The sequence below is a fragment of the Pseudomonadales bacterium genome, from assembly GCA_024234435.1.
Taxonomy (GTDB): Bacteria; Pseudomonadota; Gammaproteobacteria; order Pseudomonadales; family Porticoccaceae; genus JACKOF01.
The window spans coordinates 153121-175535 of the sequence record JACKOF010000001.1 but is presented as its reverse complement, the minus strand read 5'-3'; the positions used below and the strand labels follow the sequence as shown (position 1 = coordinate 175535).

The window sequence follows — 22415 nt, the reverse complement described above, 5'->3', positions numbered from 1 at the left end:
AAAACACGACAGCGTCCACAAAAAATATATGTTTTTCATAGCATTTCTTGTTATTTCCTTGAACAAGACACACGCCGACGCTTTAATAATGGCTGAACATTAAAGCCTGCGCACAGCCACTTTTACAGGAAACGGACTAACGACTTAACTGTAGGGAAACAAATGGAAGCCGCCTCCATATCATTCAATGCCAGTCTTCACGCCATGAAATCCCGGGTGACGAGATATTCTATCTATGGCTTGTTGATCGCCGCTACCGCAGTAGTGGTGGCAACCATGATCACAGCGGTATACGTCGACCACCATATAACCATCAAATCCCTTCTGCGTGCTCAGAAGCAAAATGTCGCTCTCTGGGTGCTGGACTTCATGCTGTTCGGGTTCGCTTTCTGGGGTCAATATGTCAGCACCAGCCTGTCAAAAAATGTGCGCCACCTGGTCAACGAACAGACCGCTGAGCTGGTGCAAAAAACCGAAGTACTGGAACGCCAGGCAATACACGACACGACTCACGATTCACTCACCGACTTACCCAACAGAATTCTGCTGCGTGACCGCCTTGACCAGGCCTTGCTGGCAGCACAACGCAACCAGCGCCTGGTAGCGCTTCTGGTGCTGGATCTGAATCGATTCAAGGAAATTAATGACACCCTTGGCCATTTCAGTGGTGATCGTCTATTGAAACAGATTGCCATCCGCCTCCGAGAAGTTGTCTACAACACCGATACCCTGGCTCGACTAGGGGGTGACGAATTTGCCATCGTTTCATCAATTGCATCGGAGGAGGATGTCTACACCGTCATAGAAAAGATCCAGCGTGCATTCGCCAGCCCTTTTTCACTGAATAAAATGCAGCTCGATGTACAGGCCAGCATCGGCGTTGCCTTTGCGCCCAAGCACGGCCAGAATCTGGAAAGTCTGATGCAATGTGCCGACGTCGCCATGTACATAGCCAAAGAAGATAAACGGCACTATTACATCTATGAAGCAGCCATGGACAAGCACAGTTCCAGGCGCCTGAGCATGATCGCCCAGTTACGGCAGGCCATCACCAAAGGAGACCTGTGCCTGCACTACCAACCCCAAATAGATACAAAAACAGGCCAACTCACCGGTGTCGAAGCACTGGTACGATGGAACCACAACGAATATGGTCTGGTACCACCGGATGAATTTATTTATCTGGCAGAGCAGAGTGGCTTGATAACAGAGTTGTCGCGCTGGGTACTGCGCACTGCAGTCGAGCAGGCAACTGACTGGTCCCGCCAGAATAAGCAGATCAATGTAGCGGTAAACATCTCCCCGGCAACCCTTCTGGACCCTGACTTGCCTGACTTTCTGGCAGGTCTGCTCGCATCTTCCCGACTGCCCAGGAACACTCTCGCACTGGAAATCACTGAACTATCCCTTGTCAGGGACCCGGATCTGGCCTTGGACGTTCTCAATCAAATCGTTGCTATGGGCGTGGCCATTGCGATTGATGATTTTGGTACCGGTTACTCATCAATGTCATACCTGAAAAAAATGCCCGCATCCCGACTCAAAATTGACAAGACCTTCGTCGCCGACATGCTGGACAACGAGAATGATGCCGCCATTGTTCGAGCCACCATTGGCCTGGCTCATGATCTGGGTATGCAGGTCATAGCAGAAGGAGTAGAAACGGAGGACATTGCGACAGCGTTACGCGAGCTCTCATGTGATTCTCTGCAGGGTTATTTCTTTAGCCCGCCATTACCCCTGAAGGCACTTGAGCTGTGGATTTCAGCAATAAGCGAAAAACAACCGGAATATACCTGAAGTCGCGTAACATCGGTGCACAAAATACGGGCATTAAAAAGCCCCGACCTTTTTCAAAGTCGGGGCTTTCAAGCTTAAGCGTGCGGGCTTACATCATGCCGCCCATACATTTTTAACTATCTGATTTAATTACCTATACACTCAACTTGCCAACCTGATACCCCTCATTATACCCCACCTGATCACTTAAGCTGTACTGACTCATGCTTGATCAGACACATTTACAATGGAATTGATCTTTGAGGTACTGTTGCCCTTTATTGGAAGGTTGCTAGGTTATTTATAGAGTTATTCTTACACGGCTTGTTACTCCTGCTGCCTTGATTCAACCCATTGTATGATTGCACTTTCATGCCACCCCACCGAACGGGCACCCGTCAATTGTATTTGTTTCGGAAACTTTCCCTTGGCAATCTCCAGATAAATTGTTGAGCGAGACAACCCTGTTATTTCCTTTACTTCCCTCAATCTCAGAATTTTACAGTTCATTTCACGTCTCCGTTTTTGTGTATAGCGGTTTTATGCTATGCACAAAGACGGAGAAAACAATGGAATATCCGTCCAAACCCGGAAGAACTTTTATCGCGCAGAAAAACTGTTCGACGAAATAGCCCAGCCATTCAGTACATTGAAAAAATGTACTTCACACCTTGAACGGTTTTTGAGGGTTACGGCTAAGGATTTTATGTTCTAGTGGTGGCACTTATCTGTGGCAGCTACAGACTTAGCTGCAAGCAAGTCCTTCATGAGTAATTGGCATGAAGGCACATTGGTTCCAGTGGAACCAATGCCGTGAATGATTTGATCCCTGTTTAACCCATTAACCTGGGATCACAGGCATTCACAAACACACCCTTCCATTAACTCACACACCTAAAAAGGAGGTGATGCCAGCAATAATGAGAAACCGGCAACGATGCGCCAACCCGTCTCTGTGGTGACTTTACACAGAGACGGGTCTGAAAATTCGGCAATAATCGTAGTCAATACAATGCATTAGCAGCCACATCGCTGATACAAAAGCAGTAAAAACGCCGACACAGGCACCCATGCGACCAACGACTAAACCCCATTTAAAGGTTTGATCAATTGGCACAGTACGCAACCCGCAGGCATTAACCCCTGTTCAGGCGTACCAAGCATGAGGAGCCAGTCATTTGCCCTAGAGGTTTTAACCCTCCGCAGGCTGAGCGTACCAGCACAGCACGACCGGTGCTTAATCCGGTTTAACACTTACCAATTTCAGGGTTTGTATGGGCAACGTGGGCGGCAATCGTAATTATGGTTATGGCAAACAACTAGCATGGGCGGGTAAAAATGCACTGGCTGATCGTTATGGTCAGGGGCATTTCAGTACCCGTGCAACTCACGAAGAGCGCTGGAACCAATTTGTTCATTTTTTAAAGGGTGAAGGAATTAACGATACTAGAAATATTACCTCGACCGTTCTGAACAAACATAATCAGCTTTTGAAAGAATTAGTTAGCAAGGGAGAAATGAGCGTGGCCTATGCTCAAAACCGATTATCAACTGTCAACGTAGTGCTGGAAACCATGCGTAAAGATACCGTGCTGAGGATTAAGCCAGCGCAGATTATAGGGCAACGTTCTCACGTCCGTTCAACCATTCCCGCAACGGTCAGACCGGACGTGCTAAAAGCCATCACCGTTAAACACGGTCAAAACCGGACGATGCTCATTGCTCAACTCACCCGTGATCTGGGTTTACGTTTTAAAGAAGCTTCTTTACTCGATACACGCAAAGCCCTCCGCCAGGCCAGGCAACACGGGCGTATCAATATTACTCAAGGCACCAAAGGCGGACGAGGCAAAGGGTCAGACCGGTGGATACCCGTCAGTAACCAGTGTCTGCAAACCCTAAAAGCCGCCACTCTCATACTGGGCAAAGAACAGAGTCTAATTCCGCCAAACTCCAGCTATAAGCAATGGCGAGTCCACCGGTATAACCAGTGGCGTGCCATGACAAACCAGACAGCCATCAATGGTTTTCACGATATGCGAGCCGCTTATGCCTGCGAACGTTATCAAGCCATTACCGGTTATCCCGCGCCTGTTATTGCCGGAAAACGACAAGCCGATAAAGCACTGGATAAAAAAGCCCGTACTATTCTCGCCCAAGAATTAGGCCACAATCGCACCGATGTGGTTTCGGCTTATATCGGCAGCAGTAAATAACGTATTGAAAATTATGCGCCCGGCTAACCAACAACAAGCCACACAACATATGGAGCATTTATTAAATCGTAAGCTGAAAGGTAATCGAAGCACTCGCGTTAAAGAACATACACAGCGTGCAAAGAAAATTGCGGCTTTAATATGGAAACGGTTTCAAGTTGGCCCGTACCAATATCAACTCAAACATTTAAAGTGGTATCTGGACACACAAATCCGACTCTTTAAAGCAGCTACGCAGTATCGTCATTGGCTGACGGTAAAAAATATAATTATCGCATTGGGAAAGGAAAGTGACTGGATAGGCGGGCTGGGTAAGTCTGGCTGGCGATGAAGTGTCGAAGGCCTGCAATCCGACGGCACGCCTTGGTTTCCAATCAGTGCATATCGAGCAAGCTCGACACCCACTGACCGGACGCTATAGGTACTTTTTGGAATTCGTCAAACACTTACGTTTGGTAAGAGGCGCGGTAACATAGTCTTCATCGAGAAAACGGATAAGTTCTTTTAGTTGTTTTTTATCTTCGGGTATAACCAATTTTCCAGCATCATTAATATTTATGGCGATATGGTGTTCTTCTGGAAGTTCTTGATTAAAGTTACCAGCAATAGAATGAATATCATTCACAGTTAAATTCTCTAGCACTTTGTTTTTTTGAAGCAATGCGATTTTTTTACGAATGATTGAATCTGCGTTTTTCTTAAATGAATCCTGGTCTTCAAATTCAAATAAATCACTACCAGCAAATTCATCCAAATCGGCATTAGTCGCCTCTCTATAGTAATCGCCTAAATCGAGAAAGCGTTTAGTATTATGGTATGAGACAAAGTACAGTATTCCATTGTCAAAATGAGCAGTTAACTTGTCTTGCAAAACTAACCCTGGCTCCTCTAGTTTTTTATAAGTATTGCCTGACCCTATAATAGTAATACCTCTTTTTAGAAGCTTCCCTGAATCAAATACTTGCAAACTTACAGTCTGGACTTGTTCATCCCAAACACCAGTAAAGAGCGCTTTTATTCGATGAGTTTCAGAATTCAAATCAAGGACGGGGCAGGTTAACGGATTGCCAATAGCGTTACTTATCGCATCAGGTATTGGGTAATCCACTATGGAGAAAATTTCGCCCGTATCAACGTTATAGCTACCAGTAAATTCGATGACCTGCCCCTCCGCTATCAGATCATCCTTCTGAGCAACGAACAGGCCAGCAAGTTCTGTACTTAAGCCTGCCGTCAGAGGTATCCGACGTACTGGTGTTTGAGAGTCGTCCAACAAGGCGAAAAGATTGATATTATCGGGCATTCGGTACATCCTGTATCATGTATTCGGTTAACTGTACGACCTGAGTAATACTCTTACAGTCGGTGATATTTTGGCGAGTTATCAGAACATAGGTGATATCGCCCTCAATACTGACTTCGTAAAAGTGGTACCCAAAGAAGCCAAGCATGGGGTTAAAGTGGTAGGCATGGGAGTTGTAGACAATAAAAAAGAAAATCACTGCAATGAATGCCAGCACTGACACACTAATGGTACTGCTTCCCTGATTCATCAGCGGCAACAAATACACCAAAAGAAAACCAACGATTTCCTTGTCTACCGTTTTCACGGCCTTAATTTTTACCGGCAACTTTTCCAGATTTCGGCCAGATAGCCAAATCAATCCGAAACACAGCAGGCTCATCAAAACAGCCGCAATAAGATAAAGCCCACCCACTTGCCAGTTTTCAGCCATGTTCTTTCCGATTGCCTGTTTGCCATCCCAGCTGTTACTGATTTCAACAAACCACAGCGTCAAGCAAATAGGGGCAAGCGAGGTTGCAACCATCGCTAGTTTGGCGACTTTATTGAGCATGGACTATTTTTCCAGGGTCGGGAACAATATCTTTTCCTCTCATCCACTCAATTGCCTTATAAATTCGAGACGCTTCGTACTTACTCTTTTCCTCAGACCATTCATAAAAATGCTGCACCAACAGGTCTTCTGATAACGGCTCTTGTTTCTTTAAGATATCTTCCCAGCAGGCATATAGCGTTGCCACAATTTCGAGCTGATCAGATTTGGCTTTACGGAAGAGTCTAATCAGAGCATGGATGCCGTCTTTTTGTGGCGCAAAGTATTTATCAAAGTCTACCTGATGTTCACCAGCTTTTTCTAAGGGCGTGTATTTAGGGACTTTATCCCTGTTATAGCTAAACCATTTTTTGTCTTTTAATTGCTTATCGATAGATCGCGCCATCCTATTGTCATAAGGCCCAGCAACTTGCTTCAAGAACTGGGTAGGTAACTGCATGGATTCTGTTTTTTGGCAAAGATAAATAAGTTTTTGCAGTTTCAGGTGCCCCAGCGTGGGCTCTTTGTGTAATTGATGGACAATCTCAGCAGCAAGCAGTGTTCGTTTGTAGTAATCCGCGCCTTTGGGTTTAAAGGGAACAATATTGTCCAGCGGTCGCACATCTGCAGTTTGTTCAACTTCATGGGTATGGCTAAAGGCTTCTTTTAATACCGCCTGCATCAGTTGCTCGGCGTGGGTTTGGTTCTGATTTATCTGGTTTTCCAGTTGATCACACAGAGCTAGAAGGTTCTTAACTTTACTCACAATAACTTCTTGCTCTATCTTGCTGCATAATGGAATCATTGCGCCAGATACAGTTGCTTGATTAATTTTTGGCATGCTCTTCTGAGCGCCAGTAGCATTTTTTCGGAAATATTCTCGGCAATAAATACTCATAAGTACATGGTGCAAGTAAACTTCAGAAACTGAAGTAACTGGCTTTAGTTTCATCATCAAATCCGGGTAAATGAAGCTGCTTTCTTCACCATGGTAAATCGCCGATACGCCAACGAAATCCATGGAGTTTCCTCTTTGAATTAAAATATCTCTGGCCTTAAGCCACAAAAATGAATCTTTTGAAACTTCTTCATTGATATACTTTATTTCTGAATCAATAAATTTTCCGGTTGTAGTTGCGCCTAACTTTAGTGTTTTTGTTTGTGTTGGAAAATCTACAGTTCTTGGTGAGTATCCATTTCTTGGGTTTTCGTAGATGACATCATTTAACTGGCACCACTCCCATCTCTCAGGCAATTCAAATGTCTTATCCTCGTCATTGATTGACGATAACGTTTTTTGCGCTTTGATTTTTTTATCTTTAACTAGTTGCTCTTTTTCGGCAGCGATGCGCTTAAGCAATTCGCTGGCTGGTTCAACACCAGGGTTTTCCGCGCGCCAGTCGGCGGTAAGCTTTCCTTCGATAGCGTCCTGCAATATCTGTTGGCGTAGTTTTTTTAGCAGGGTTTGTTGATAGGTGAGTTCGACTTTGAATTCAGAGTCTTCATTCTCGATACGTTGAAATTTTTTGAGAATAGCTAATTGTTCTGCCTTTTCTGGCAATAATATTTCAAGGGGCAAAAGATGCTTTGGCTTTATCTCAGTTTTAATACCACCTTTTACTTGATCTTTAAGTAATTGAATAAAAAGCGGCGACTTTAAGAACCGTTTAAAGTATTCGACACTGACCTTACTTTCATCAAAGGTGTACGATGAATAGTGAATTGTAGCAGTGACATCATCTTTTCCGTGATAAACACCTAATGCTCCTTTAGCTACATTGATACCAGATATAACCAAATCACCCTGTTTGATCAATATCATATCGGTTTTACTAGGCTTGTTGGCTATATGGAAGTTACCCGAAAAGTCTATCTTGTTAATCCGTTTAAGCTCTTCGATTTCGTTAGCATCAGGTTTGTACCGCCCTTCGCGTTCAAATAGAAAATCACCAACTTTTACTTTCTTCCAGACTGCCACTACACCAACTCCTTACGCAGTTGATCCAGTAACTGATCACCTTTGGCAAAAGACTGGTGCAGCAGATCGAGCAGTTCAGCACTGCTGTGCTGTTTTGCTTCTTCGGAGCGGTGCGGGTTTTTAATATCGAGGTTGTAGCCATTGGCCTTGATGGTTTTGATATCCACCTGCCAGGCCTGTTTGTTTTCTTCTCTGTTCGTCCACCAACTTTTCAGTGGGTCGAATTCTGCCAATTGAATGGGCTTCGTTTTGGAATAGGCTTTGTAGCCTTCCGGTAGTTTGTGTTCGTAATACCAGATATTTTTCGTCGGTTCGCCTTTGGTGAAAAATAGCAGGTTGGTGGCTACCGAAGCATAGGGTTGGAACACAGAATTAGGTAGCCGCACGATGGTGTGCAGGTTACAGTCTTCCAGCAGTTTTTGACGAATACGCTGTTTTACGCCATCACCAGTGAGTGAGCCATCGGGCAGTACTATCGCTGAACGGCCTCCTTTTTTTAATAGGTGAATCATCAGAATCAAAAACAAATCAGCCGATTCTTTGGTGCGGTAGGTTTGCGGAAAGTTGTTTTCGTTATTGTTGGACACCACACCGCCAAAGGGAGGATTGGCGATGATTACATCCACCCGGTCTTTGCGGGTATATTCACTTAGGGGGCGTTGCAGTGAATCACCAAAGCGGATATTCGGCGTCAGAATGTCGTGCAATATCAGGTTAGTATTCGCCAACATATAGGGCAAGGGTTTGTATTCCCAGCCACGTATATTCTTGCCGATGGCCTCACGCTCAGCAACACTATTTGCTGTGGTTTTGAGGTGTTCTATTACAGCGGTTAAAAACCCGCCGGTTCCACAAGCCGGATCCAGAACGGTCTCTCCGTGTGCAGGGTTAACCATCTCGGTCATAAATTGGGTAATGGCGCGAGGGGTGTAGAACTCGCCCAAGGTACCAGCGCTTTGTAGTTCGCTCAAAAATGTTTCATAGATCTGCCCGAATAAGTGCAAATCTTTGCTGTTATTAAAATCAATTTCGTTGAGCTTGTTAATCACCTGGCGCAGATGAATACCGGATTTCATGTAGTTGTAATTATTTGCGAAAACTTCATGCACTAATACGGCACGGCGCTTGGCGGTAGACAGATCTATCTCGGACAAAGTCGGGAATAGCTTTCGATCCACAAACTGTAGCAATTCATCGCCAGTCATGCCTTCGTCGTCACCGGCCCATTCATCCCAGTGCAGCTCGGTAGGGATGGGCGAGGTATAGTTGTCGTCCATCAATTCCAGCTCTTTATCTTTGTCGCTGAATATTTTCAGAAACAGCATCCAGCCCAATTGCAGAATGCGCAGCTCGTCACTGCCGGTGCCAGTGTCTTGCCGCATGATATTGCGCGCGGATTTTACGATGCCTGATATGTTTGCCATGTTTAATTATTGTTCCAATGAGATTTTTCGTAGTCGCTTTGATCTTCACGGCCTAGTGGCTGGGAAGAACAGCCACTGCGCACGAAAAAATCTTCTTTGCCTTCATATTGGGTGAATACTGGTTTGCCGCTTTTCGAGACCTTAATACGGCAGATCTGAGTGTCTTCTATTGTTGGGAAACTGATTTTAATATGAGATATCAGTCCAGCACCGATGTATTTTTTTATAAGTTCAACAAGGTGCAATTCAAAGCCATCGATATTAGGCTTCGACAAGGTAGAAATGTCATCGGCCAATCCCAGCATATTCTGGTTATCGTCCACGCCAATAAACAGATTGCCACCTTCACTGTTCATAAAGGCAGCAATGGTTTTGCCGATGACGTATTCCAGCTTTTTATTAACCTCTTTACTACGCAAGTCGTAGCGCAGAGTGGATTTAAATTCGACGGTATCACTCTCACCTGCCAAAATCAGCTCTTGTACTACTTCGTTGGCGGGCTCTGTATGGCTAAGGTCGATTCGTGATTTAAGTTCCGTGTAGATAAGCTGGGCTCGCGCCTGTAAAAAAGCGTCGTAATCATTACTTTCAATACCAAAGCCTTCCAGATCGATAAAGTGGGTTTGCAGTGCTTTGTTAAGCTGGCTATTTTCGTCTTGAAAGTCGCTGATGTATTGAGACGGGGCTTTGGCACCGATCTTACGCTTATTGAGGTGATCACTGACAAAAGTGATGTTGACCAGACTGTTGCTGTTTAGCGCTGTTTTGTTTTTCAAATAGGCTTTGGGGAAGAAATGGTGGTAATTTTTGCTGCTTGCTACCTTCAGCCATGAGTTATCAAGAATCACCTTGCCGTTATCTTGAAAGTCTTTTGGTTCTTGATAGGCCAACAAACACAAAACAGCCTTGCAATAACTGTTTCCAGCACTGAAGTTGGTATCAATCAATGCCTGCGGCGAATCAAGATAAACCTTGATATCACTGTAGTCAGGACGTTTATCTGCCAAAATTAAATCAATACGCTTAATATCTTGCGCTAGTTTCGACTCGGTAGAACTGGAGTAACGGGAAGACAACGAAATACGCCAGAAAAACTCTTCCAAGTACTTTCGCTGAGCCGCTGCGGGTTTGTCTTTATTCCTGTAAAAGAAATAGGCAAATGGAACTAACAGTGAATCGTAGGGTAGCAATTGAGAAACTGGTATGCGATAGGTAGTGCGCAAATAATCAACGCTATCTTTTAACGCAGAAATCACGCCATACCAACTATCGATAATACTTTGTTTATCTAATGCCAAAATAGTTTTGCGCTTACATTCCTTGGTGCGGCTTAATAGAAGCGCCAAAAGACTAAGTACTACGCTACTGGATACACCTTCATACTTAATATCTTTTAATTCCTTGATGAAATCATCCCACTTCACCTGCATATCGAATTGCTGTTGTTCGTCGTAAGTCTTAGCTGACATAATTTCGAAAAGTGTCAGGGTTTGGCCACCCGTGTTGATACGGGTAAATACTTCAATAGCTGAATCAATGTCTTCTTTTCTAAGAATAACGGTTGAAAAATCATAGGTATCGAATGCTCTGGAATAAGAATGAATTTTCTTAAAATCCGCGTCAGAAAAACGATCTTTGATATCAGTCATTCTATCCATGAAATTCAATACATCTGACAAAGAAATATAGTTGTCGTTAGCAGGTTCCTCCGTGATCACCTGCTCGTCATTATCATTGATATCCACATCAAGGTTAACGACAATACTGCCGTAGTCGGTAATCTTCTTCTCACCAACTTTCTGTATGTGCGCACCCAAATAGGCTGCAAAAAGTGAAGTAATTCGTTGCTGGCCATCGAGCACATACTGCACTTTAACGCCATCTGGGGTTTCTGGAATATTTAGATTGCCGACGTTTTTGATATCGTTGATACGTTCGTCAGTTTGCCACAGAATAAAGGTACCGATGGGATAGCCTTTTAGAATACTGTCTAACAGCTTGGCAGTTTTGTCGATAGTCCAGACAAAATCGCGCTGAAATTTTGGGATTTTTATAATACCCTTCTGAATCTCGTTGATTAGATCAGCGTACTTCTTAGAGTCTGGTTTGGGTTGTTCAAAGTTCATGTGATTCCTTTCTACGCTACCTGATACAGGGCACGTTCCAGTTGGGTTAATGCTTGCAAGTATTGTGGCTTGCCGCCGAATAACTTGATGATTTCAGTCGGTGTTCCGAACTGGTCAAAGGGATTGACCTTGAGAACTTTGATGTCTTCAATATTCTCTATACCTTCATCGGCGTATTTATCTAGCAGAGCGTCCAATACCTTTCGTGCTTGCTCACCATACTGAGTGAATACGTCACGTTTTTTTACTTGTCTTGCACGCTCAGCGCGGGTTAATGGCGGTTGATCGAAGGCGGTGTGACAGATCATATCGAAGATGTCCATTTCCTTGCCAATGGCTTCTTTTAGATTTTCCAGCACGACACCTTGCTCCGTGAGTTCATCGATAATAGCTTGCTTTTTTTCAGTGCTTTGCCATTTAGTGAGGAAATCATTTAGCGTTTGGTATTGCTCACGCACCTTTTGGCGGGTGTAGTCTTTCAGGCTGCCGGTGATTAACTTACCGTTACTGTCCATGTACTGAATACGTTCATTAAGCACCGCAACATTTACGCCATTGACGTAATACTTAGGTCGTGGCTCTCTAATGATCTCACCGCCGCCGATGATTTCCGGCGGTTCAGTAGGTGGCTCAAAAATAATTTCTTCTCCTTCATCGCCTGTGATAGTGTCACCTTCCCCAAGCTCTTCTTCTGAAGTTTCGAACTCATCACCTTCACCTAGCTCTTTCACTCTCACTGGGTCGCCGTCGAAATCGGGGTCGGCAAACAGGTCGGTAACATTACGGAAATCGAGAATAGTAAAGAAAGTTTTACCAAACTCTTCGTTAATGCGAGTGCCTCGACCAATGATCTGCTTGAATTCAGTCATGGAGCCGATGTTGCTGTCGAGCACGATCAGTTTGCAAGTTTGTGCATCTACCCCCGTTGTCATCAGTTTAGAGGTGGTGGCGATTACCGGGTAGGGTTCTTCGGGGTTAATAAAGTTATCCAGCTCGCGCTTACCTTCTTCATTGTCGCCAGTAATTTGCATGATGTATTTTGGATTATTCGCCATTAAATCGCTGTTTGCATTAGCAAGAGCGGAGCGCATTCGCTGGGCATGGTCGATGTCTACGCAGAATACAATCGCTTTGTCGAAGCGATTTGTTTTTTTCAGATATTCTGTGATTCTGTCTGCGACGGTTTGGGTACGCTCGTCGATTACTAAGTTTTTGTCGTAATCTTTTCGATTGTAGATGCGGTCTTCCACCAGCTGTCCGACACTGTCGGTTTTTCCCACCTCTGGCCGCCACCCTTCCAGATCCACATTCAAACCAACGCGCAGCACTTTGTAAGGGGCGAGAAAGCCATCCTGTATACCTTGCTTGAGCGAATATGTATAAATCGGGTCACCAAAGTATTCGGTGCTTGAAACGGTTTCCGTTTCCTTCGGAGTTGCCGTTAGGCCTATATGGGTAGCAGTACTGAAGTAAGCAAGAATTTCGCGCCATGCACTGTCTTCCGAGGCACTACCACGATGGCACTCGTCGATCACAATCAAGTCAAAAAAGTCTCTGCTAAATTTTCGGTAGGCATCTTTATCTTCGTCGTAATTGGTAAGTCCTTGATACAGTGCCAGATAGATTTCGTAGGATTTGTCGATTTTCTTATGCTTTATCACCGTCATCTTGTCCTTAAAGTGACGAAAATCACCGCGCCTAGTTTGATCAATCAGTGCATTGCGGTCAGCAAGGAACAGAATGCGCTTCTTGGCACCGGCTTTCCATAGGCGATGGATAATCTGAAAGGCTGTATAGGTTTTTCCCGTACCTGTAGCCATTGTCAGTAGAATACGTTGCCGGCCCTTGGCGATAGCCTCTACCGTTCGGTTGATGGCAATTTGCTGGTAGTAACGCGGACTTCGACTGGTACCATCAAAGAAGTAATCTTGGGAACTGATACGTTCCTCTTCTGTGGATTCAATACCTTTGTATTGCTTATATCGCTGCCATAATGATTCGGGTGAAGGAAACTCGCTTAATGGAATTTCACGCTCGATCACACCACTGGTGCAAGTGCGGTCATGCTCATAGAAGCCATCACCGTTGCTGCTGAAAACTGAAGGAATATCCAGAATGGTGGCGTAATCCAGTCCTTGCTGTATACCTGCTTTGACAGAGTGTTTGTTGTCTTTGGCTTCGATCACTGCAATCGGAATGTTGGGCTTGTAGTAAAGGATGTAGTCCGCTCTCTTGCGCTTACCGCGAACTGACAGGTTGCCTTTTACATAAATACGCCCATCGGTGAAACTGACCTCTTCCCGGACTTGCTTCTGCATGTCCCAACCCGCTTGTTCCAGTGCCGGGTTGATAAATTTTGTGCAGATATCTCTTTCTGATAAGTCTGTTTTAGAAGTCATTTTCTATTAGTATCCTTGATTCAAAGCTTACCCGAGTTAATAAACTTTGAATATATTAGTTTCTTTGGTGATTAGCTGAATCAACTTGGGATGAACAAACAATCTCTCCCTTCCCACCTGCTGCTCGACTAACACTCCAATACTTACCAGTTTTTTCAGATATTCAGAAGCCGTCTGACGCTTGGCAATGTTAGCCTCTATCAGATTACTTATGCGGCAGTACGGCTGTTCAAAAATCGTATCAATTAGTTCACGGCTATATATTTTGGGTAACTGCTCCCGCACATAATCGGCGGTGTGGTCTGCCAGCTTACGAATACTAATAATTTTCTGTGTTGTCCATTGCGCTGTGCTTTCTACCGCTTGCAGCATATAGAGCAGCCAAGGTTCCCATGCCTGCTCGCGAGTCACTGTGAGTAGATTGCTATAGTACTGGCTTTTGTTAGCGATGATGTAACGGCTTAAATACAAAATCGGCAGATTAAGCAATCTTTCCTGCACTAGGTACAGGATATTCAAAACTCTCCCGGTGCGACCATTACCATCTGTGAAAGGATGAATTGCCTCAAACTGGTAGTGCATCACCGCCATACGTATGAGAGGGTCTAGCTCTGGGTGCTCATAAAGCAGTTTTTCCCAGTTACTTAACAGGTCACGAAGCACTTTTTCACCTTCAGGAGGTGTATAAATGATCTCGCCAGTTTTATCGTTCGCCAAGGTTGTACCAGGAACTTTGCGCACGCTCATATCGACACCCTTAATCTGGCTGCAGATGGATTCGGCCATATTAGTATTGATCGGGCGCTTTGATAACTCCTGCCAGCCTTCGTATAAGGCCCTGCGATAACGCAAGGCCTCCTTAGTCGCTAAATCTGCGTGGGCATTATCACCACCGGCAAATTGAAAAAGCTTATCTGTGGTCGTGACGATATTCTCTATTTCAGAGCTATCTTTGGCCTCTAATAATGGCAAAGTGTTGATCAACATAGCCTGATTGGGAATTAATTCCGCCGCCTGCTTGAGTTCTGCCAATGCGGTTCTGGCTTCAATACAGCGTTTCAAAACGGCTTTGGTTTCCAGTTCGACCTCAGGTGGTAAAAGAGGCAGGTCGTTATATGGTTTTTCAGGGTTCCAGTTCATATATTTGCAAATTATAGTTTTATCGACACGTTGGTAGCTTATGTCGATGACATCGACACGTCAATCTATTATGTCGATATAAGTTAAAAATGCAGACATATATGTGCTATGAAAGGGGGTTTTGGTAAAATATGGCTATGTTTTATGATTTTCTAACCCTATTTTTGCATTATGGTTAGAAAATATAGTTTTAAGGTGCCTGCTATCCGTCTAATTGACTGCTACTCTCTCGTCCAATTGCCTGTTTCAAATATCGCATCATTGAGAAGCTGGGAGCTAACTTCTCAAAAACGACAATTTTTGATCAAGACAAAAACAGTGCTCTCCAATTTTATGAAATTTTAGTGGTGAATTATTGAGCTATTGAGAGGCGCAGAGGAATAGGATTCGCATGGCTAAATGGTTAGATTTTGATGTAACACTTGAGGTAACATTGTTATTTTTTAATATTAAATAAACATAGTAAAAACAAATAGTTATAGATTTAAATCAAGTCCTCTTCTACTTCGCTCCTATTGACACCACATCAGCACCATCACGCACCGCTTCGAGATAGTCAGCCCAGCTCTGCATCATTGTGGTTCTCTCAGATAAATAGATCGACCGGTTATAGGCTCTAGAAGTGGCTGTGCCCGTTAGATGAGCCAACTGAGCTTCAATGACCTCTGGCTTCCAGCCCTGCTCATGTAAGATAGTGGATGCCGTAGCTCTGAACCCATGAGCCGACATCACATCAGCAGAATAGCCGAGTTTTCTCAGCAGGTTGGTCATGACGTTTTTAGATAGTGGCTTGCCAGAATCGCGCTCATTTGGGAATACATACGATGAATAACCTGTTACCTCTTGAACTGCCTGTAAGTGCTCGATGACTTGATCAGCCAGGGGAACCAGATGTTCCCTACCGCGCTTCATATCTTCAGCAGGAATGACTAGTATCTTTTGATCAAAGTCGATGTAATCCCACCGAAGGTTTCTAATTTCTCCAGGTCTCAGGAATAACCTGGGAATGAGCTTCAACGCCTCAGCAGTGCAGTAGCTGCCTAAGTCTGAATTATCGATATCACGGATCAATTGACCTAAATCCTTAGATCGAGTAATTGCCGCACGATGTTCAACCTTCGGCATGGGTTTAAGAATATCGCTAAGGGGTAAACCTTGAGCTGGATTATTACGTGTAAACCGGTGAGCCAGTGCATAACCGAAAATACGGTTGATAACCGAGAGTATAACGGGAGCTTTGCGAGGATGACCTCCTTTCTCAATTGACAGCATCACTTCCGTAATATGCCCTTGATCGACAGCATCAACCGACAGCTTACCGATAGACTTCAACTCTTGCTCGATCCATCGTTTTACCTTCTTTGCGTGATCAGAAGACCACGAGGACTCTTGCTGTTCCCACCAGGCTAATGCAATGATTTTGAATGTTCGCTCTACTGCGACAGTTTCACGCTTTCTGGAGCGCCGTTCTGCTGTAGGGTTAATACCCTGTACCAGGAGAGCACGGGCCTGGGCAGCCAGGTTTCGAGCTTCAATGAGGGGTATCGTGGGGTACTGACCTAAAGCCAGTTCCTGGTACTTCCCAGCGTACCGGAAACGTAGTCGCCACAACTTAGAGCCACTGGTTTTTACCAGTAAATACAAGCCGTTACCGTCACTTTTCTTAATTTGCTTCTGACCTTCAGGGCAGGTCAAACGCTTCACTTCCATCGCTGTTAATGCCATAACATCACCTCAACAGGGGTATCGGTAGGGGTATCATGAGGGGTACCGGTGCTTTAAATACCCCTATTTCGAGAAGAGATATTCACCGATACCCCTCATTAAACCCTAAATACCCTGCTATTTACTGGGATAGTATAGGACTAAACAAGACGAACAGGCAATAAAAAAGCCCGCAAACACTTGGCTTGCGGGCCTTCTTGAGACTTACTAGGTTTTAAGCAGCTTGCTTACATCATACCGCCCATACCGCCCATACCACCCATACCGCCCATATCAGGCATGCCACCACCAGCATTATCAGATGGTGCATCAGCAACCATGGCTTCAGTGGTAATCATCAAACCGGCAATGGAACCCGCAGCCTGCAATGCAGTGCGAGTAACCTTGGCAGGATCGAGAATACCCATTTCGATCATGTCACCGTACACGCCCGTTCCGGCGTTGTAACCAAAGTTACCCGTTCCCGCTTTAACTTTATCCACTACAACGGAGCCTTCTTCACCAGCATTGGTCACGATCTGACGCAGAGGCGCTTCCATAGCGCGACGTGCCAGGTTGATACCGACAGTCTGATCTTCGTTGGCACCCGTTAACCCTTCAACAGCCTGCAGTGCCCGGATCAACGCAACACCACCACCAGGAACCACACCTTCTTCAACTGCAGCACGAGTAGCATGCAAAGCATCTTCTACGCGAGCCTTTTTCTCTTTCATTTCCACTTCAGTTGCTGCGCCAACCTTGATCACAGCAACACCGCCAGCCAGTTTCGCTACGCGCTCTTGCAGTTTTTCACGATCATAGTCAGATGACGTGTCTTCGATCTGTGCACGAATCTGATTAACACGTGCTTCAATTGCAGCGTGCTCACCAGCGCCGTCAACAATCGTTGTGTTGTCCTTGGTCATACTGATGCGCTTGGCAGTACCCAGGTGATCCAGAGTGGCACTTTCCAGTTCCAGACCCACCTCTTCAGAAATAACCGTACCGCCTGTCAGAATAGCGATATCTTCCAGCATCGCCTTGCGACGATCACCAAAGCCTGGCGCCTTACAAGCAGCCACTTTCACGATACCACGCAGGTTGTTAACAACCAGTGTCGCCAGAGCTTCACCTTCGACGTCTTCAGCGATAATAACCAGTGGCTTACCGGATTTGGCAACCGCTTCCAGCAATGGTAATAATTCACGAATATTGGAGATTTTCTTGTCGACTAACAGAATGAATGGACTTTCATGTTCCACACTCATGCTGTCTTGATTATTGATGAAGTAAGGCGACAGGTAACCGCGGTCAAACTGCATCCCTTCAACAATATCCAGCTCATTTTCCAGCGCAGAGCCTTCTTCAACCGTGATCACACCTTCTTTGCCAACCTTCTCCATCGCTTCAGCAATGATATCACCCACGTGAACATCGCTGTTGGCAGAGATTGTCCCAACCTGGGCGATTTCTTTGTTGTCGGTGCAAGGCTTGGCAATCTTGGCGATTTCAGCCACAGCTGCGATAACCGCCTGATCAATACCACGTTTCAGGTCCATTGGGTTCATACCGGCAGCCACTGACTTCAGGCCTTCGTTAACAATAGCCTGCGCCAGTACAGTTGCGGTAGTGGTACCGTCACCGGCTTCGTCAGAAGCCTTGGACGCCACTTCTTTAACCATCTGCGCACCCATGTTTTCGAACTTGTCTTTCAGCTCAATTTCCTTAGCAACAGAAACGCCGTCTTTCGTGACGGTTGGGGCACCAAAAGATTTATCCAGAACCACGTTACGACCTTTAGGGCCCAGTGTCACTTTTACGGCATCCGCCAGAATATTAACGCCATCCAACATCGGGTTGCGGGCGCTATCACCAAATCTTACGTCTTTAGCTGACATTATTTGTTTCCTCTAACTTAATTTCTTACAAATGGAAGGTTTGTAACAAGTCTCTTTTGCAGAGCATTATTCTTCGATAATAGCCTTGATATCGCTCTCACTAAGAATTACCAGCTCTTCACCATCAACTTCAATAGTGTCGCTGCCTGCGTACTTGCCAAAAACAACCAGGTCGCCTTCTTTAACATCAACAGGGCGAACATCACCGTTGTCCAGAATGCGGCCATTACCAACAGCAACAACAACACCCTGATTGGGTTTTTCCTGGGCAGAACCTGGCAGCAAAATACCACCAGCTGTTTTCTCTTCCTCCGCCTGACGGCGAACAACTATACGGTCGTGTAAAGGACGAATTTTCATTTCAGTGTTCTCCAACTTTCTTTGAGTTCATATACACGGGTATTCGGAAAATCCGAAACTGAACCCTATGTGGAGGCGTCCTTTTGCATTTCAAGGGTTTCGGCGAAAAAATTTCATGGATTTTTATTATCATCTTCTCGCCAGAATTCACCTTCCAGCGTATTCCTGGTCTTATTGGCGGCTTTGCCGGATCGGTTGTGATGCACTTCGTATTCCGGACTTTCGGCCTGGGTGTAGGTTTGGCTGTAAGCCTGATAACCGGAGACCTGCATATTAGCTATGATTTTGTTAACCAACCTCCGGCGGGTAAAAGGTATCAAGCCGACAAAACCAATGGCATCAGTGCAAAATCCGGGAGTCAACAACAGCGCGCCACTAACTGCCAGAATCAAACCCTCTGCCATTTCCCGGGCTGGCAACTCACCACTTGCCATTTTTTGCCGGGCCCGAAACAGCGTTTCGAACCCCTGCTGCTTTAATAGCGCGTAACCCACCGCCGCTGTTAGCAACACCAGACCGATGGTTGGCGCCGCACCAATGTGCTGACCCACTTTAATCAGCACCCACATTTCAACAACGGGCATAACAATAAACAACAGTAATAAGGGCATAGTGCTTCCTGTAGAGTACAGTTTTTATAGTTGGGGCTGAATAAAGAGAATTCAAGGAAAACCGGTTAACATAGGCACCCATGAACAGCAAAGAAAAAATCTATGCCGTACTGAATATGATCCCGGCAGGAAAGGTTATCAGTTACGGTCAGCTAGCGTCTCTGGCGGGTCTGCCAAGAGCCGCCCGACTGGCAGGCGCCATACTGGGCCAACTGCCAAAGGACACCAGCCTGCCCTGGCACCGGGTGATAAAGGCTAATGGCCGGATTGCTTTTGATGAGGGCAGCCCCGCCTTTAAACGGCAAAAGCAGCGCCTGCTTGATGAAGGAATCGCTGTTGCCGACGGCAGAATCAAACTATCGCAGTTTGGCTGGCACCCATAACATCAATCACTGTTTTCACTGATGTGGGCGTTCAGCGAAAGATGATGACCCGCCAGCCAAACGAGAATCAACACCGGCAGCCCCATCAACGCGGTAATGAGAAAAAAATTCGAATAGCCAACTGTCTGAACAATAGTCCCGGAATAGCCACCGATGATTTTTGGCATCAATGTCATTAACGAGCTGAAAATGGCATATTGCATGGCGGTAAATGACACGCTGGTCAAGCCAGACAAAAATGCAATAAAGGCCGATAGTGCCAGACCACTGGAAAGATTATCTGCCGCAATCACTGTGTAGAGCATCCAGATATTATAACCTGTTTCGGCCAGAAGCATGAAAAGAATATTGGTCGCAGCCGCCAGCAAAGCCCCCAGAAAAAGCAACCGCATCACGCCGATGCGAAGCGCCAGCACGCCGCCAATAAACCCGCCCACAATGATCATCACCAGACCAAAAGCTTTTGAGGCATTGGCAATCTCTTCCTTGCTATAGCCCATATCCTGATAAAACAGATTGGCCACGACACCCATCACAATATCGGACACCCGGTAAAAACCGATCAGCAACAACAGCAACAGCACAACCTTAAAACTGTAACGACTGAAAAAATCTTTTACCGGCGCAATATACGCTTCTTTCACCATCTGCTTATTGGCAACACCTGCTTTCAACAGCAGCCACGCCGCGGCAATAGCACAGACACTGGCCAAAAGCAGGCGCGTAGCCTCTGCCACAACAGAGGACAAGGTACCGTTAACAATGCTGCTGGAGAGAAGCAGTTTAATGTCAATCACCATTGATGCGCTTTTGACAAAGGCCAAAACGAATATCGACACCGAGCACAAGAACAGCACAAAAAATCGTGAATAATCCGTATTGCTGTAATCACCGGATGCAAGTGCTGTTACGGGCTCGCTGATAACCAGTGTGGTGACCACGCCCACCAGACCACAAAGTGCCATGACCAGATAAGTATTGCGCCAGGCGTAATAATGATAGTCTTCTGGTGTCGACCCCCAGAAACTCGCCAGATAGAGTGCGCCGGCACCCGCCACTATCATACCCAGACGGTAACCGCCGCTATACATTGACGACATCACCGGCTGCAACGTCACACTGCCTGTCTCAATGCGATAGGCATCAATCACAATATCCTGTGTGGCGCTGGCAAACCCCAGGGTCACCGCCCCAAGTGCGATCATCGTCAATCGCAGCTCATCGCCCGATGCCGGGTTTACAAACGACATAAAACAAATCGCCGCAATAATGCCAAGCTGTGAAAACAGCAGCCAACTGCGACGACGCCCCAGCAACCGTCGCAACCAGGGAAGAGGCAACTTATCCACCAGAGGCGCCCAGATAAACTTGAAGGAGTAACCCAGGGCTGCCCAGCTAAAAAAGGTCACCGTGGCTTTTTCAATACCGGCTTCGTTCAGCCAAACTGACAGGGTGCCAAAAATAAGTGCCAGCGGCAGACCGGCAGAAAACCCCAGAAACAGCATGGTGATAACCTCAGGCCGGGAATAAACCCGAATCGCCTCACCCCAGCTAAACCTGTCATTTTGCTCTGTCATTTATGTGCTGCCATTAATACGCTGCAATTTGATCGCTACCCTATCAGAATTTTCCGTCAATGCTATACAATACAAACCTTTCCGATAACACTGCGCCAACATGTCCGCCATCCTTGAAGTACGCAATCTGGTCAAAACCTTTCGCAAGCTGCGTGCGGTGAATGATATTTCATTCAGCATTCCGGCAGGCGCCTGTTTCGGCCTGCTGGGACCAAACGGCGCAGGTAAAACCACTACCATTGAAATGATTGAGGGCATCAGCAAACCCACCAGCGGCGAGATTCTATATAGAGGAGAGCCCCGCGGTGAACAGTTTTCGCTGGAGTCAGGTATCCAGTTTCAATCAACCTCACTGATGGACTTCCTTACCACAGAAGAAGTGCTAAAACTGTTTGCCAGTATGTACCCGAAAACCAGACCCGTTGAGGAACTGGTGGAACTCTGTCAACTGAAAGACTTTCTCCGCACTTACGCCACACAGCTCTCCGGTGGCCAGCGCCAGCGGTTACTGCTGGCCGTCGCATTAGTCAACGATCCATCCATTCTGTTTCTGGATGAACCGACCACCGGTCTTGATCCTCAATCACGGCGCAACTTCTGGGAGCTGATTCGCAATATCAAGGCTCAGGGAAAAACCATATTGCTGACTACCCACTACATGGATGAAGCAGAAGTACTCTGCGATCAACTGGTCATTATGGATAACGGCAAAATTATTGCCGAGGGATCACCAAAAGCCTTGTTGAAACAACATTTTGGCCATAGCTATGTCTGCATTGATGAGGCTGACTTTCATCTGGATGAAACGCATTTCCCGGAAAATTCGGTTTTCCAGACAGACCATTACGCATTGGAAACCTCTTCCGTCAGCGAGACCATCAACCGGCTGATCAGCCTGAACGTGGATTTAAAATCACTGCGGGTACGCAACCCGACACTGGATGATTTATTCCTGAAGCTCACTGGCCACCATCTACGAGAGTGA

At 45.8% G+C, this 22415-nt stretch carries 18 protein-coding genes; 5 read left to right on the top strand and 13 right to left on the bottom strand.

Annotated features, from left to right (window positions below):
* The first annotated feature begins 162 nt into the window (after window positions 1-162).
* Window positions 163-1800 carry an EAL domain-containing protein gene (locus H7A02_00835; protein MCP5170800.1) on the top strand — a complete coding sequence of 546 codons (1638 nt, stop codon included), beginning with the start codon at window positions 163-165 and terminating at the stop codon, window positions 1798-1800.
* Window positions 1801-2106: 306 nt separating this feature from the next.
* Here H7A02_00835 and H7A02_00830 read toward each other — a convergent pair whose 3' ends face one another.
* Window positions 2107-2289 carry an AlpA family transcriptional regulator gene (locus H7A02_00830; GenBank protein MCP5170799.1) on the bottom strand — a complete coding sequence of 61 codons (183 nt, stop codon included), beginning with the start codon at window positions 2287-2289 and terminating at the stop codon, window positions 2107-2109.
* Between the two features lie 764 nt (window positions 2290-3053).
* Here H7A02_00830 and H7A02_00825 point away from each other — a divergent pair.
* Both H7A02_00825 and H7A02_00820 read left to right on the top strand, forming a co-directional pair.
* Window positions 3054-3995, top strand: a complete 942-nt coding sequence (locus tag H7A02_00825) for an integrase domain-containing protein (GenBank protein MCP5170798.1) — start codon at window positions 3054-3056, stop codon at window positions 3993-3995.
* A gap of 4 nt (window positions 3996-3999) precedes the next feature.
* Window positions 4000-4326, top strand: coding sequence for a hypothetical protein (locus tag H7A02_00820; protein ID MCP5170797.1), 327 nt, complete (start codon window positions 4000-4002; stop codon window positions 4324-4326).
* Between the two features lie 84 nt (window positions 4327-4410).
* On the opposite strand, the gene H7A02_00815 is transcribed toward H7A02_00820, so the two are convergent.
* From H7A02_00815 to H7A02_00765, 11 genes are all read right to left on the bottom strand, one after another.
* Window positions 4411-5298, bottom strand: coding sequence for a DUF4868 domain-containing protein (locus H7A02_00815; GenBank protein MCP5170796.1), 888 nt, complete (start codon window positions 5296-5298; stop codon window positions 4411-4413).
* Window positions 5288-5851, bottom strand: a complete 564-nt coding sequence (locus H7A02_00810; GenBank protein MCP5170795.1) for a hypothetical protein — start codon at window positions 5849-5851, stop codon at window positions 5288-5290. Before H7A02_00810 ends, H7A02_00815 begins: the two co-directional genes overlap by 11 nt.
* Window positions 5841-7808 carry a restriction endonuclease subunit S gene (locus H7A02_00805; GenBank protein MCP5170794.1) on the bottom strand — a complete coding sequence of 656 codons (1968 nt, stop codon included), beginning with the start codon at window positions 7806-7808 and terminating at the stop codon, window positions 5841-5843. Before H7A02_00805 ends, H7A02_00810 begins: the two co-directional genes overlap by 11 nt.
* Window positions 7808-9232 carry an N-6 DNA methylase gene (locus H7A02_00800; protein ID MCP5170793.1) on the bottom strand — a complete coding sequence of 475 codons (1425 nt, stop codon included), beginning with the start codon at window positions 9230-9232 and terminating at the stop codon, window positions 7808-7810. Before H7A02_00800 ends, H7A02_00805 begins: the two co-directional genes overlap by 1 nt.
* A 2-nt stretch (window positions 9233-9234) precedes the next feature.
* Complete coding sequence (locus H7A02_00795; protein ID MCP5170792.1) at window positions 9235-11358, bottom strand: DUF262 domain-containing protein; 2124 nt, start codon at window positions 11356-11358, stop codon at window positions 9235-9237.
* 11 nt (window positions 11359-11369) lie between these two features.
* Window positions 11370-13757 carry a DEAD/DEAH box helicase family protein gene (locus H7A02_00790; protein MCP5170791.1) on the bottom strand — a complete coding sequence of 796 codons (2388 nt, stop codon included), beginning with the start codon at window positions 13755-13757 and terminating at the stop codon, window positions 11370-11372.
* Between the two features lie 36 nt (window positions 13758-13793).
* Window positions 13794-14897, bottom strand: a complete 1104-nt coding sequence (locus tag H7A02_00785; protein ID MCP5170790.1) for a Fic family protein — start codon at window positions 14895-14897, stop codon at window positions 13794-13796.
* 501 nt (window positions 14898-15398) lie between these two features.
* The gene (locus H7A02_00780; protein ID MCP5170789.1) at window positions 15399-16622 is read right to left on the bottom strand and encodes a tyrosine-type recombinase/integrase; all 1224 of its coding nucleotides are present in this window, start codon (window positions 16620-16622) and stop codon (window positions 15399-15401) included.
* Window positions 16623-16849: 227 nt separating this feature from the next.
* A complete protein-coding gene (groL, locus tag H7A02_00775) occupies window positions 16850-18499 on the bottom strand; it encodes a chaperonin GroEL (GenBank protein ID MCP5170788.1) in 1650 nt (549 codons plus the stop codon).
* Window positions 18500-18565: 66 nt separating this feature from the next.
* On the bottom strand, window positions 18566-18859 hold the full coding sequence (locus H7A02_00770) for a co-chaperone GroES (protein ID MCP5170787.1): 294 nt from the start codon (window positions 18857-18859) through the stop codon (window positions 18566-18568).
* A 113-nt stretch (window positions 18860-18972) separates the two neighbouring features.
* The gene (locus tag H7A02_00765; GenBank protein MCP5170786.1) at window positions 18973-19470 is read right to left on the bottom strand and encodes an FxsA family protein; all 498 of its coding nucleotides are present in this window, start codon (window positions 19468-19470) and stop codon (window positions 18973-18975) included.
* A gap of 80 nt (window positions 19471-19550) precedes the next feature.
* Here H7A02_00765 and H7A02_00760 point away from each other — a divergent pair, with 80 nt between their 5' ends.
* The gene (locus H7A02_00760) at window positions 19551-19853 is read left to right on the top strand and encodes an MGMT family protein (protein MCP5170785.1); all 303 of its coding nucleotides are present in this window, start codon (window positions 19551-19553) and stop codon (window positions 19851-19853) included.
* Window positions 19854-19855: 2 nt separating this feature from the next.
* Here H7A02_00760 and H7A02_00755 read toward each other — a convergent pair whose 3' ends face one another.
* The gene (locus H7A02_00755) at window positions 19856-21430 is read right to left on the bottom strand and encodes an MFS transporter (protein ID MCP5170784.1); all 1575 of its coding nucleotides are present in this window, start codon (window positions 21428-21430) and stop codon (window positions 19856-19858) included.
* Between the two features lie 100 nt (window positions 21431-21530).
* On the opposite strand from H7A02_00755, the gene H7A02_00750 reads away from it, so the two are divergent.
* Window positions 21531-22415, top strand: coding sequence for an ABC transporter ATP-binding protein (locus H7A02_00750; protein ID MCP5170783.1), 885 nt, complete (start codon window positions 21531-21533; stop codon window positions 22413-22415).